The sequence below is a fragment of the Plantactinospora sp. B24E8 genome, assembly GCF_039871735.1.
Classification (GTDB): Bacteria; Actinomycetota; Actinomycetes; order Mycobacteriales; family Micromonosporaceae; genus Plantactinospora.
Map to the genome: position 1 here is coordinate 123,678 of NZ_JBDPMH010000007.1, position 12,078 is coordinate 135,755.

Below are 12,078 nucleotides of genomic sequence, written 5' to 3' on the forward strand. Positions count from 1 at the left end.
GTCCGCCGGCTCAGTCGTCGCCGCTGATCATCGCCCGGCGTCCGCGTAGCCGGGGTCCGATCGGTACCACCGCCGGGTCCTGGGCCCGGCTCAGCAGGTATCCCTCGACAAATCCCGTGTTGTGGTCGCCCGCGTTGCGGTCCAGCTCGTTGAGCCGGGCGACGAGGAACTCGGTGAGCGCGGTGACCCGCGCGTTGAGCCGTTCGTGGAGATCCGCGACGACGGCCAGGACGGTCGCGGTCCCGGCGACGGTCAGGGCCAGGGCGTTCACCAGGAACGGTGCGGTGCTGCTGTCACGGACGGCGCCGACCACGACGTTCGTGGTCACACACAGGGTCAGGGACACCGACGCGACGACAACTGCCATCCATTTCAGGGTCATGGCTAGACCCCTCCTTCTGTCCCGCAGGGCTGGGTTCGGCCTTGTCCCGTCCCCCCGCCGACGACGAGCCCAAGCAGTACGAAGAGGGACGTTAGCGCCTGCGTTTGACTACCGGAGGTGGTTGGATGAGTGCCATGCGCGAAGTTGCGCCATTTGACTAACTACCCAGCTCGTTTGCCCGCTTTTCGGACGTCCGTCGGCAAAGCGGGACGATAGGCCAGATAACGGATGGTCTCCCGGATGTGGAACTTCTCCGTGTCGGAGACGTTCGGATCGACCAGGCGACGGAGCAGTGCCTCGACGTCGGGATCCATCGGCGGGGCGGTCGGGGTGGGGCGCGCCGGGGCGTTGCGGTCCCAGCCGAGCACCCCGAAGGCCACCCCCGGGTCCAGTCCGAGGCCTTCGCAGAACGCGACGACCCGCTTCGCCTCGGGGTCGCTGGCCCACTCGCCGCGTACCCAGCGGTTGATGGTCTGGCGGGACACGCCGGTGCGGCGGGAGACCTCGGTGCCGGTCCAGGCGCGGGTGGCGCGGGCGTCGTCGAGTGCCTTGCGTACGAAGGCGGCGAAGGCAATCTTCCGTCCTTGACTGCGGTCCGGCACCCGTTGACGGTACGGCCAGCCGCCCTGTTTCGGGGGGTCAGGGGCCGAGGTGTACTGCGTGCGTGACAAAGGTTCACGTTCCCGTGGTGTCCTAGCACGGCTTGTGTCGAGGGGTATCACGTGGCCACAATAGGTGTACGTAGGTGTGGGGGTAATCAGACGAAGAGCTGATACTGTCACGCGTATGGGACGATTTACGGTGTGTCTCGTGCTTGAGACATTCTGTGTTCGCGAGGGTCACACCCTCGTGACAGGAGGAGTCCGGTGACCGAACTAGCAACCCGGGCCCAGGCATTCGGTCTGATCGCCGACGGCGTCGCCGCCGGTCTCAGCGCGCCCTGGCGGCTCTACCTCGCTCGCGGCTGCCGTTATCTCTCCCTGAACGTGGGTGACCGGGCGGAGTGGAACTCGTGGCGGGCCCATCTCGGCTGTCCGGAGCTGAGTGTGCGGGTGTACGACGCCGGGGGTGAGATTCGCCGGGCCTCGGTTGCCGAGGTCGTGCTCGACGGCTGCCGGATCAGCGTCGAGTTGATCGAGGAGGTGAGCACCGACGATCTCGACCGGCTGCTCGTCTCCGACCCGACCTCCTTCGACGCGGAGGGGACATGAGGGAGCGGACCGGCCGACCGGACGGGATGGTCCACGACGGCGCCGGACACCACGAGGAGAGGCCGTGAGCGGGAGCGGAGTGGAAGCGCGGGGGGAAGGAGTCAGTAGCGGGGGCGGTCGACGGGTCGATCGGGGTCGGGGTGGGGTGACCGGATGAGTCCCTTCTTCGCGGTTTTCCTCATACTGCTGCTCGCGTCGTCCAGCTACGCCGTCGGGCGGCTGCACGGCCAACTCAGCTACCGGCTCGGTTACCGGTTCGGCTACCGGCAGGGGTACTTCGACGGTGACCGGGGCGCCTGGAACCGTCGACGTCGGGAGGCGCAGGCGGCCATCGCCTCGGTGTTGGCGGTGCCATCACCCACCACACCGCACAACGCCCACACCGTCGTAGGTCAGGGAACGACGTATACGGGCGCCTCTTTCGCGGGGACCGCGACCAACGGCGGACGGCACTCCACCGACGCCTTCGCCGGTCGGAATGTCTGACCGGTGCGCGGTGGGGTGAGCGGTCACCCGCGAGCACGGTGCGGGGTCCGGCACGGACCCGCACCGTCGGGATCACCTCAGACCGGTGACGGTGATCCCCGCCGGCCGGGATGTGCGCAGGGGGCATGCATCCCGGCCGGTCCCCCGGCCGGCCCGTGGCTTTGCCGCAGGCCCTAGCCCAAGCTGGCATTCTCCGGTTAGCGTCTAGGCATGGCGCGGGGTCGTCCCGGGCCAGCCGGCCGGCCCGGACCTTGCGCGACCATGCACGCCACGGGGCCCGCATCCGACCCCGTGTCTCCGGGCACCGGACGAGGCGGATCGCGGGTGGACGGGTGCACGCCCGCCGGAGCAGGCCTGTGACGACTCGCCGTACCAATCCTCGGGCCGACAACCAGAGCGTGACCGCCGCCGAGAAGACCCCGGGCCGGGCCCGGGGCGGGCGCCGGACCAGGACCACCCCGCCGGCCGACACCGCGGAGCCCGGACCAGCCGGCCGGGCGTACGTCCTGGACACCTCGGTCCTGTTGTCCGACCCCGGAGCCTTCCACCGGTTCGCCGAACACGAGGTGGTCGTGCCGCTGGTGGTGATCACCGAACTGGAGGGGAAGCGTCATCATCCGGAACTGGGCTGGTTCGCCCGGCAGTCCCTGCGGCTCCTCGACGACCTGCGGGTCCGGTACGGGCGGCTGGACCAGCCGGTGCCGGCCAACGAGTCGGGCGGCACGCTACGGGTCGAACTGAACCACAGCGACGACGGTGTACTGCCGCCCGGGTTCCGTACCGACTCCAACGACGCGCGGATCCTCTCGGTCGCGCTCAACCTGGCCGCGGAGGGCCGGGAGGTCACCCTGGTCAGCAAGGACATGCCGCTGCGGGTGAAGGCGGCCTCCGTCGGGCTGACCGCCGACGAGTACCGGCACGGCCAGGCCAGCGACCCGACCTGGACCGGGATGGCCGAGCTGGAGTTGGCCGAGGAGCAGGTCAACCAGCTCTACGAGGATGTCTCGCTCGACCTGGACGAGGCGGCCGGCCTGCCCTGCCACACCGGACTGGTGCTGCACTCGCCGCGTGGCTCCGCGCTGGCCCGGGTGCTGCCCGACAAGACCGTACGACTGGTCCGCGGTGACCGGGAGGCGTTCGGGCTGCGCGGTCGGTCGGCCGAGCAGCGGATCGCGCTCGACCTCCTGCTCGACGAGTCGATCGGCATCGTCTCGCTCGGCGGCCGGGCCGGGACCGGCAAGTCGGCGCTCGCGCTCTGCGCCGGCCTGGAGGCCGTGATGGAGCGCCGCCGGCACAAGAAGGTCGTCGTCTTCCGACCGCTGTACGCGGTGGGCGGCCAGGAGTTGGGATACCTGCCCGGCTCGGAGGCGGAGAAGATGTCGCCCTGGGCGCAGGCGGTCTTCGACACCCTCGGCGCGGTGGTCCACGAGAACGTGGTGGACGAGGTGCTGTCCCGGGGAATGCTCGAGGTGCTGCCGTTGACCCACATCCGGGGCCGGAGCCTGCACGACGCGTTCGTGATCGTCGACGAGGCGCAGTCGCTGGAACGCGGGGTGCTGCTCACCGTGCTGTCCCGGGTCGGCCAGGGCTCCCGGGTGGTGCTCACCCACGACGTGGCGCAGCGCGACAACCTGCGGGTCGGACGACACGACGGGGTCACCGCGGTGATCGAGGCGTTGAAGGGCCATCCGATCTTCGCGCACGTCACGCTGACCCGTTCGGAGCGGTCCCCGATCGCCGAGGTGGTCACGGATCTGTTGGAGGAGGTGCCGCTGTAGGCGGCGCTCCCCAGGTGGTTCGTCCGGATCAACGGCGATTCGTGGCGTGACCCAGGTCACATATTTCTCCTCTGCTTTCCCGGCAGCCTCACCTTGCGCAATGGTGTCCCTCGAGCGTCCAGAGCCGGCGGGGATCGTCGACGATCGTCTTCCCCGCCGGCCACGGCGCCGACGGCCGCCGGTCGATCGGGGCCACGACCGGGTCAGGTCGGGGCGCTCGCGGCGTGACCAGGGCAGACCCGGATCGGGTTCCGGTGCGCCGTGTCCTTGCCCCCGACGAAGGGAACACTTTGTGAGTCGGCTGTGGAGCCGGTTCGGTGTCCGGGGACTTGCCGTCGCGTTGCTCCTCGGGGGCGTCGGAGGCGGTTACTACCTCGGCGAAGACCGGGAAGCGCAGCAGCGGAGCATCGACGCCCAGTCGGCCTACGACGCACAACAGGCCGAGTGGGAGCTGATCCGCCAGCGGCGCGCGGCACACCTGCTGGCCACCCTCGACCAGCGGGCCGCCGAGCGGGAGGCCGCGCGCAAGGCCGCCGAGGTCGCCGAGGACGCGGCCGAGCGCGCCGAGCGGGCGGACGAGGCGGTGAGCCGTAAACGGGAACGCGAGCGGCGGGAGCGGGAGGAGGCGGAGGCGGCGATCAAGCCGTACGACGGCCCCATCCCGGACTCGTGCAACGAGTACAGCGGTCACCGGGCGACCGGCTGCGCGCTGCTGCTCGACGCGGGCTTCGAACTCTCCGAGATGCCCTGCCTGGACAAGCTCTGGACCAAGGAGAGCGGCTGGAACCCGAAGGCCGCGAACCCCTCCGGGGCGTACGGGATTCCGCAGGCCAGGCCGGGGGACAAGATGTCCAGCGTCGCCTCCGACTGGAAGACCAACCCGGCGACCCAGATCAAGTGGGGACTCGGCTACATCAAGGGTCGCTACAGCACCCCCTGCGGTGCCTGGGGACACTCCCAGGCCGAGGGTTGGTACTAGAAGCACAGGGGCCTTCCCGAGGGGGCGCGGACCGGTTGGTCCGCGCCCCCTCGGCACTGGTGTCGGCTCGGTGATGCCGGCTCAGGTGGCGGTGAGCCTCCGGAGCTGATAGCAACGTGAGGGTGACGTTCGACCCGTACTCCCGGGGTAACGACCCCCACCGGTTCGGCACCGAGGCGTTCTACGCCTCGCTGGGCCGGGCCTTCGTAGCCATGTGCGCCGTCGTACCGGTGCTCTTCGCGATCGAGGCACTCGACGTCTGGCTGCAGGCGGGGCTCGACGCCAACGCCGGGATCATCCCCCGGCACATCGAGGGACTCGACGGGGTCTTCTTCAGTCCCTTCCTGCACCACGGCTGGGACCACCTCTACAGCAACAGCGTGCCGCTGATCCTGCTCGGCACCTTCGTGCTGGCCGCCGGGTCACGGCGGTTCATCTACTCCACACTCGTGATCATCTTCGTCAGCGGTCTCGGCGTCTGGTTCACCGGTTCGCCGCAGTCGATCGTGGTGGGCGCGAGTGGTGTCGTCTTCGGCTACCTCGGCCTGCTCTTCATGCGCGGCATCGTCGAACGGAGCTGGTGGAACCTCGGGGTGGTCGTCCTGGTCGGCCTGCTCTACGGCTGGCAACTGCTGGGGGTGCTGCCGACCGACGAGCTGATCTCCTGGCAGGGGCATCTCTTCGGACTGCTCGGCGGCATGATCGCCGCGGTGCTGTTCCGTCGGCGCCAACCGCGCGACGACGACCCGTACCGGTCGGAGTCGAGCATGACGCTGCCCTGACGGGCTCGTACCGGAAAGGCTTTTCCGGTCCGGTCCACCGGTGGTGGGACGACTATTGCCCCCATCCCGTCGGCCGCCTACGGTCAACGGCAGCAAGCCCGTGATCAGGCCATCGGCGGAGAGCGACGGTGAGCGGTACATGCGCGAGGTTGACGTCGCGATAATCGGGGCTGGTCCCACCGGACTCTTCGCCGCGTACTACGCGGGATTCCGGGGGCTCTCCGTCGCGGTCATCGACGTACTGCCGGAGCCCGGCGGACAGGTGACCGCGATGTACCCGGAGAAGATGATCTACGACATCGCCGGGTTCCCCTCGATCAAGGGTCGCGACCTGGTGGCCAACCTCGTCACCCAGGCCGCCACCTTCAATCCCGAGTACCTGCTCGGGGTCCGCGCCGAAAAGCTTTCCTACCTGGACAGCCGACCGGTGCTCAGCCTCGCCGGCGGCGACGTGCTGCGGTGCGGCGCGATCATCGTCACCGCCGGCCTCGGCAGTTTCACCCCACGGCCACTGCCGGCGGCCGAGAACTTCGTCGGCGGCGGCATCGTCTTCTTCGTGCCGCAGCTGGCCGAACTCGCCGGGCAGGACGTCCTGATCGTCGGCGGGGGCGACTCGGCGTTCGACTGGGCGTTGGCGCTGCAGCCGCTGGCCAGGTCGGTCACCCTGGTGCACCGCCGGGAGAAGTTCCGGGCCCACGCGGCCACCGTCGACCGGGTCCGGGAACTGCCGGTACGGATCATCGTCAACGCCGAGGTGACGAGGCTGCACGGCGACGGCGCGGTGACCGGGGCGGACATCCTGGTGAAGGGTGGCGAGTCGGAGACCGTGCCGGTCGACACCGTGGTGGCGGCGCTCGGCTTCACCGCCGACCTGGGACCGCTCACCGAGTGGGGTCTGGCGCTCGACAAGCGGCACATCCTGGTCGACAGCACCATGGTCACCAACCTGCCGCGGGTCTTCGCAGCCGGCGACATCACCGAGTACCCGGGCAAGGTCCGGCTGATCGCCACCGGTTTCGGCGAGGCCGCGACGGCGGTCAACAACGCCGCGGTGGTGATCAATCCGGCGGCCCACCTCTTCCCCGGTCACTCCTCCGACGCGGGCTGACCGGGTGCCGTGGGGCCTGACCCCGGCTGGTCGGGCAGGCCGGCGAGGTCGGCCATCAGCCGCATCTGGTGGTCGAAGTACGGCGTCCGGTCCTCGATCACCTGCGCCAGTCGTCCGAACACCTCGAAGTTGACCAGGCCGAAGAGTTGGCTCCAGCCGGCCAGCCCCCGACCGAGTTGCTCGACCGAGAGCGGCCGGTCGGCGGTGGTGTCGCCGGGACCGGCCGCGTCGAGGTCGGGTCGTTCCCGGATCAGCCGGTCCAGGTCGGCGCGGACCGCCGGCGGGGGTTCCGCTGCGGCGGGCGGGGCGAGCCGACCGGCGGCGGCACCGTCGATCAGTACCTGGATCAGGGCGAGGACCACCCGCTGGGCCGGGCCCACCGTCTCGGCCGGCGCCGCGTAACCGGGCACCGGGCTGCCGTACAGCAGTGCGTACTCGGCGGGGTGGGCCAGCCCCCAGCTCCGTACGGCGTGGCTGATGGCCAGCCATCGACCGCGCAGGTCGTCCCGGGGGCGTGTCGCGTCGGCCGCCTCGGCGGCGTCGCCGAGCGCCTGGTACGCCTCGACGATCAGCGCGGTGAGCAGGGAGTCCCGGCTCGGGAAGTACCGGTAGATGGCGGACGAGACCATGCCGAGCTCCCGGGCGACGGCCCGGAGCGAGAGGTTGCCGCCATCGGTGGCGAGCTGCCGCCGGGCGACGGCCTTGATCTCCTCGATCAGTTCGGCGCGTACCCGGGCCCGGATCGACGGTGCGGACATGCGTCCAGCCTGCCACATCGGACGGATGGGAGGGAGAGCGCCGTTCGGGTGGAAGAGCGGCAGACGTGACGAGGATCGCCAGTCAGAAATGAGAGCGGTGCTCTTGACGACGAGGTGATCACGGAGAATCCTCTCATCCGAGAGCGCTGCTCTCGGATCGGATTGCCGGACTTCAGGAGTGGCGGAGATGGATCTCCAGGTAATCGTCGGTGCGGGTCCGGTCGGCCGGGCCACCGCGCGACTGCTCGCCGACCGGGGCGACCGGGTACGGATCATCAGTCGGCGGGGCGGCGGACCCGACCACCCCGGCATCGAACGGGTCGCCGCCGACGCCGGCGACCCGAACCGGCTCGTCGAGGTGACCGCCGGGGCGGCAGTGGTCTACAACTGCGTCAACCCGGCGTACCACCGCTGGGCGACCGACTGGCCGCCGATCGCCGCGAGCCTGCTGACCGCCGCCGAACGGCACCGCGCCGTCCTCGCCACGGTCAGCAACCTGTACGGCTACGGTCCGGTGGACGCCCCGATGACCGAGCAGACGCCGATCCGCCCCGCCGGGGTGAAGGGGCAGGTCCGGGCGCGGATGTGGCAGGACGCGCAGGCCGCACACCAGGCGGGCCGGATCCGGACGACCGAGGTGCGCGGCTCCGACTACCTCGGTGCGGACGCGCAGACCATCTTCACCCGGCTTGTGGTGCCGAAGGTGCTGGCCGGCCGTCAGGCGCTCGTACCGGCGGACCTGGACGCCCCGCACAGTTGGACGTACGTCGGGGACGTCGCCCGTACCCTGGTCGCCGTCGCGACCGACGAGCGGGCCTGGGGTCGGGCCTGGCACGTACCCAGTCAACCGCCGGAGTCGATCCGCGGACTCGCCGACCGGCTCGTCGAGCTGGCCGGGGTACGACCTGCCCGGCTGGCCACCATGCCGGCGCCGGTGTTGTGGCTCGGCGGTCTCTTCGACCCGACGGTACGGGAACTGCGGGAGACCGCGTACCAGTTCCGCCGGCCGTTCGTGCTCGACTCCTCGGCGGCGACCGCGGCCTTCGGGATCGAACCGACGCCGCTGGCGACCGCGCTCCGGGAGACCGCCGGACTGCCGCCGGTGACCGGCGACTGACCGACGGGACCGTGCCCTGTGCCGCCCACCGGTCCGGTCGGTCGCGACCGGACCGGGGCCGGGTGACCGGCTACTCCTGTTCGGCGATCGGGCGGCCGTCGAAGTCGACGGCGGAATAGAGCGCCAGCTTCTCCAGCCGGTGGTAGGAGTCGATCACCCGGATGGTGCCGCTCTTGGACCGCATCACGATCGACTGGGTGTACGCCCCGCCGGCCCGGTAGCGGACCCCGCGCAACAGGTCCCCGGAGGTGATGCCGGTGGCGACGAAGAAGCAGTTGTCGCCGGTCACCAGGTCGTCGGTGCCGAGCACCCGGTCCAGGTCGTGACCGGCGGCGAGCGCCTTCTCCCGCTCCTCGTCGTCACGCGGCCAGAGCTTGGCCTGCATGGCCCCACCCATGCACTTGAGCGCACAGGCAGAGGTGATCCCCTCCGGGGTGCCGCCGATCCCCATCAACACGTCGACGTCCGACTCACCCCGGGCGGCGGCGATCGCGCCGGCGATGTCACCGTCGCTGATGAACCGGATCCCCGCGCCGGCCCGCCGGATCTCCTCGACCAGCCCGGCGTGTCGGGGCCGGTCCAGTACGCAGACCACCACCTCGGAGACACTGGCGTTCTTGACCTTGGCGATCCGGCGCAGGTTCTCCGCCACCCCGGCGTTGATGTCGATCACATCCGCGTAGACCGGCCCGACCGCGAGCTTCTCCATGTAGAAGACGGCGCTCGGGTCGAACATCGCCCCCCGCTCGGCGACCGCGAGCACGGCGAGCGCGTTCGGCATGCCCTTCGACATCAACGTGGTCCCGTCGATCGGGTCCACCGCGACGTCGACCTCCGGCCCGGAGCCGTCGCCGACCTGCTCCCCGTTGAACAACATCGGGGCGTTGTCCTTCTCACCCTCGCCGATCACCACCACCCCGCGCATCGGGATCGAGTTGATCAGCTTGCGCATGGCGTCGACGGCCGCGCCGTCCCCACCCTCCTTGTCGCCCCGGCCGACCCACCGGCCCGCCGCCATTGCCGCCGCCTCGGTCACCCGGACCAGATCAAGCGCCAGGTTGCGGTCGAGATTCTGTGGTACCCGGGTCCTGCTGTTGGTCATGTCGGCTCCTCCTCGCGACACTGCGGGGTGGCCCGGCACCGCGCGGCGTCCCGCCCCGCGGCCGGCTTTGTCAGGGATACTGACACGCTGGTCAACGTAACGCCGTTCGAGGGCTGGTGGCCCGGATCCCGGTAACCGGTGGAGCTGCCAAGATAGGTGGGTGGACACCACTGAGGCCGCCGGCCGTACCCCGGATGACCGCCTGACCGACGAGCCCGGCGGCCGGGTCGGCGCGCCACCGGCCGCGGACGCCGCCGCCCCGGACGGATCCGGGGCCGACGAGCGGCAGGTCGTCTCGACCGCGATCCGGTCACAGCGGTCGACGAAGGACATCGTCATCTCGCTGCTCGTGCTGCTCGTACCGATCGCCCTGTTGATCGGGCTCGGCCGGGTCTTCCTCGGCGCGGACACCCCGACCCAGGTCGACCCGGCGCCCACCGTCCAGCAGGCCCGGGCCGCCAACCTCTTCCCGGTCGGCGGGGTGACCGGGCTGGACGACGACTGGCGTACGGTCACCGCCGACTTCCGGCGCGGCGACACCGGCGCGACGCTGCGGATCGGCTACCTGACCCCCGGCGACGACGGGGTGCAGCTGGTGCAGAGCAGTGTGCCGGCCGAGCAGCTGCTGCCGGCCGAACTGACCCGGACCGGCCAGCCACAGGGTGCGGTCGAGATCGGCGGCCGCAGCTGGCAGCGGTACTCGGCCCGTGCCGGTGAGCTGGCGTTGGTGCTGCTCGAACCGGCGCGGACGGTGATCATCGTCGGCCCGGCGCCCGAGGAGGAACTACGTGAACTGGCCGCCTCCCTGACATAGCCCGCAGAAAAGCGGGCCTGCTGGTCAGGCTGCCGGGCCCCGGCGGTTGCTCAGGCCGACGGGGTCTGCCGGGCCTGGCGGGCGGCGTCGATCCGTTGCCGGGCGCCGTCGAGCCACCCCTGGCAGACCTCGGCCAGGCGCTCGCCCCGCTCCCACAGCGCCAGCGACTCCTCCAACGAGGTGCCACCCGCCTCCAGCCGTTCGACCACCGAGGCCAACTCGGCCCGGGCCTGTTCGTAGCTGAGTCCCTCGGCCGGTGCGCCGGCGCGCTTCTCCGCATCAGTCATGATGCTGCCATTCCAACACGGTGCCGGGTCGGAACCGTCGGCGGATCACCGTCGTACGGTCGCGGACAGTTCACCCTCGGCGAGGCGTACCCGGAGCGGGTCGTCGGCGGCGACCTCGTCCGGTGCCCGCACCACGTGCCCGTCGGCGCGCTGCACGATCGCGTACCCGCGCTGCAGGGTCGCGGCCGGCGACAGGGCACGCAGCCGGGCGAGGGTGTGCCGCAGCTCGTCGCTCGCCGTACCCAGCCGGTGCACCACACACCGGCCGGCGCGGTCCCGCAGCGCCGTCACGTCGGCGGCCCGCTGGTCGAGCATCACCTGCGGGCGGGCCAGCGCCGGGCGGGACCGCCACGCGTCCAGCCGGTGCCGCTCCCGGTCGATCATGCCGACGACCGCCCGGTCGAGCCGGTCGCGGGCCAGCCGGATCAGCCGGACCTCCTCGCCGAGGTCCGGGACGATCCGCTTCGCGGCGTCGGTGGGGGTGGAGGCCCGCAGGTCGGCGACGTAGTCGACAAGCGGGGTGTCGGTCTCGTGGCCGATCGCGCTGACCACCGGCGTACGGCATCCGAAAACCGCCCGGCACAGCGCCTCGTCGGAGAACGGGAGCAGGTCCTCGACACTGCCGCCGCCCCGGGCCAGCACGATGACGTCGATCTCCGGATCCGCGTCGAGCACCCGGAGCGCGTCGATGATCTGCGGCACCGCCGTCGGGCCCTGCACCGCCACGTTCACCGTACGGAACTGGACGGCAGGCCAGCGTCGCTGGGCGTTGGTCAGTACGTCCCGTTCCGCCGCCGACGCCCGGCCGGTGATCAGACCGATCCGGCCCGGCAGGAAGGGCGGACGGCGCTTGCGGGCCCGGTCGAACAGCCCCTCGGCGGCAAGCAGCTTCTTGAGCTTCTCCAGCCGGGCCAGCAGCTCCCCGAGGCCGACCTGCCGGATCTCGTCGGCGCGCAGGCTCAGCGTGCCCCGGGCGGCGTAGAACTCCGGCTTGGCGTGCAGCAGCACCCGGGCCCCCTCGGCCAGCTCCGGGGCACCGGCGTCCACCACGTCCCGGTTGGTGGTGACGGTCAGACTGAGATCGGCCGACGGGTCCCGCAGGGTGAGGAAGACGGTGGTCGCGCCGGGCCGCCGGCTGATCTGGGCCACCTGGCCGTCGACCCAGACCCAGCCGAGCTTGCCGATCCAGGCGCTCAGCTTCTGACTGACCACCCGGACCGGCCAGGGCTCTTCGGGCGTACTGCGGGGGGCGCCGGAGTCGGTCATCCGATCAG

Annotated in this window: 14 protein-coding genes; 8 read left to right on the forward strand and 6 right to left on the reverse strand. The window is 71.0% G+C overall.

What is annotated here, in order from left to right; all coding sequences use genetic code 11:
• Window positions 1–10: 10 nt before the first annotated feature.
• Entirely contained in the window at window positions 11–382 is a 372-nt protein-coding gene (locus tag ABGB21_RS13745; RefSeq protein ID WP_347678049.1) for a hypothetical protein, read from the reverse strand.
• A gap of 161 nt (window positions 383–543) precedes the next feature.
• Window positions 544–984: a helix-turn-helix transcriptional regulator gene (locus ABGB21_RS13750; protein WP_347678051.1), complete on the reverse strand. Its 441-nt coding sequence runs from the start codon at window positions 982–984 to the stop codon at window positions 544–546.
• A gap of 264 nt (window positions 985–1,248) precedes the next feature.
• Here ABGB21_RS13750 and ABGB21_RS13755 point away from each other — a divergent pair, with 264 nt between their 5' ends.
• The 6 genes from ABGB21_RS13755 (at window position 1,249) to ABGB21_RS13780 (ending at window position 6,726) form a co-directional block, all read left to right on the forward strand.
• On the forward strand, window positions 1,249–1,593 hold the full coding sequence (locus ABGB21_RS13755) for a hypothetical protein (protein WP_347652960.1): 345 nt from the start codon (window positions 1,249–1,251) through the stop codon (window positions 1,591–1,593).
• A 153-nt stretch (window positions 1,594–1,746) separates the two neighbouring features.
• Window positions 1,747–2,079, forward strand: a complete 333-nt coding sequence (locus ABGB21_RS13760; RefSeq protein WP_331212082.1) for a hypothetical protein — start codon at window positions 1,747–1,749, stop codon at window positions 2,077–2,079.
• A 506-nt stretch (window positions 2,080–2,585) separates the two neighbouring features.
• Window positions 2,586–3,857, forward strand: a complete 1,272-nt coding sequence (locus ABGB21_RS13765) for a PhoH family protein (RefSeq protein WP_347653073.1) — start codon at window positions 2,586–2,588, stop codon at window positions 3,855–3,857.
• 292 nt (window positions 3,858–4,149) lie between these two features.
• Window positions 4,150–4,836, forward strand: a complete 687-nt coding sequence (locus ABGB21_RS13770) for a transglycosylase SLT domain-containing protein (RefSeq protein WP_347652959.1) — start codon at window positions 4,150–4,152, stop codon at window positions 4,834–4,836.
• Between the two features lie 122 nt (window positions 4,837–4,958).
• The gene (locus ABGB21_RS13775) at window positions 4,959–5,618 is read left to right on the forward strand and encodes a rhomboid family intramembrane serine protease (RefSeq protein WP_347652958.1); all 660 of its coding nucleotides are present in this window, start codon (window positions 4,959–4,961) and stop codon (window positions 5,616–5,618) included.
• A 139-nt stretch (window positions 5,619–5,757) separates the two neighbouring features.
• Window positions 5,758–6,726: an NAD(P)/FAD-dependent oxidoreductase gene (locus tag ABGB21_RS13780; RefSeq protein ID WP_347652957.1), complete on the forward strand. Its 969-nt coding sequence runs from the start codon at window positions 5,758–5,760 to the stop codon at window positions 6,724–6,726.
• Here ABGB21_RS13780 and ABGB21_RS13785 read toward each other — a convergent pair.
• Complete coding sequence (locus ABGB21_RS13785; RefSeq protein ID WP_347652956.1) at window positions 6,705–7,484, reverse strand: TetR/AcrR family transcriptional regulator; 780 nt, start codon at window positions 7,482–7,484, stop codon at window positions 6,705–6,707. The genes ABGB21_RS13780 and ABGB21_RS13785 overlap by 22 nt on opposite strands.
• Before the next feature lie 187 nt (window positions 7,485–7,671).
• On the opposite strand from ABGB21_RS13785, the gene ABGB21_RS13790 reads away from it, so the two are divergent.
• Window positions 7,672–8,601 (forward strand): NAD-dependent epimerase/dehydratase family protein, encoded by a 930-nt coding sequence (locus tag ABGB21_RS13790; RefSeq protein WP_347678053.1) that lies wholly within the window; start codon window positions 7,672–7,674, stop codon window positions 8,599–8,601.
• Between the two features lie 70 nt (window positions 8,602–8,671).
• Here the strand turns inward: ABGB21_RS13790 and glpX are convergent, their stop codons facing one another.
• The gene (gene glpX / locus ABGB21_RS13795; protein ID WP_347652954.1) at window positions 8,672–9,703 is read right to left on the reverse strand and encodes a class II fructose-bisphosphatase; all 1,032 of its coding nucleotides are present in this window, start codon (window positions 9,701–9,703) and stop codon (window positions 8,672–8,674) included.
• Between the two features lie 160 nt (window positions 9,704–9,863).
• On the opposite strand from glpX, the gene ABGB21_RS13800 reads away from it, so the two are divergent.
• A complete protein-coding gene (locus ABGB21_RS13800) occupies window positions 9,864–10,517 on the forward strand; it encodes a DUF4245 domain-containing protein (protein WP_347678055.1) in 654 nt (217 codons plus the stop codon).
• Between the two features lie 50 nt (window positions 10,518–10,567).
• On the opposite strand, the gene ABGB21_RS13805 is transcribed toward ABGB21_RS13800, so the two are convergent.
• Window positions 10,568–10,804 carry an exodeoxyribonuclease VII small subunit gene (locus ABGB21_RS13805; protein WP_347652952.1) on the reverse strand — a complete coding sequence of 79 codons (237 nt, stop codon included), beginning with the start codon at window positions 10,802–10,804 and terminating at the stop codon, window positions 10,568–10,570.
• Window positions 10,805–10,849: 45 nt separating this feature from the next.
• Window positions 10,850–12,070: an exodeoxyribonuclease VII large subunit gene (gene xseA / locus ABGB21_RS13810; RefSeq protein ID WP_347652951.1), complete on the reverse strand. Its 1,221-nt coding sequence runs from the start codon at window positions 12,068–12,070 to the stop codon at window positions 10,850–10,852.
• Between the last annotated feature and the right edge of the window lie 8 nt (window positions 12,071–12,078).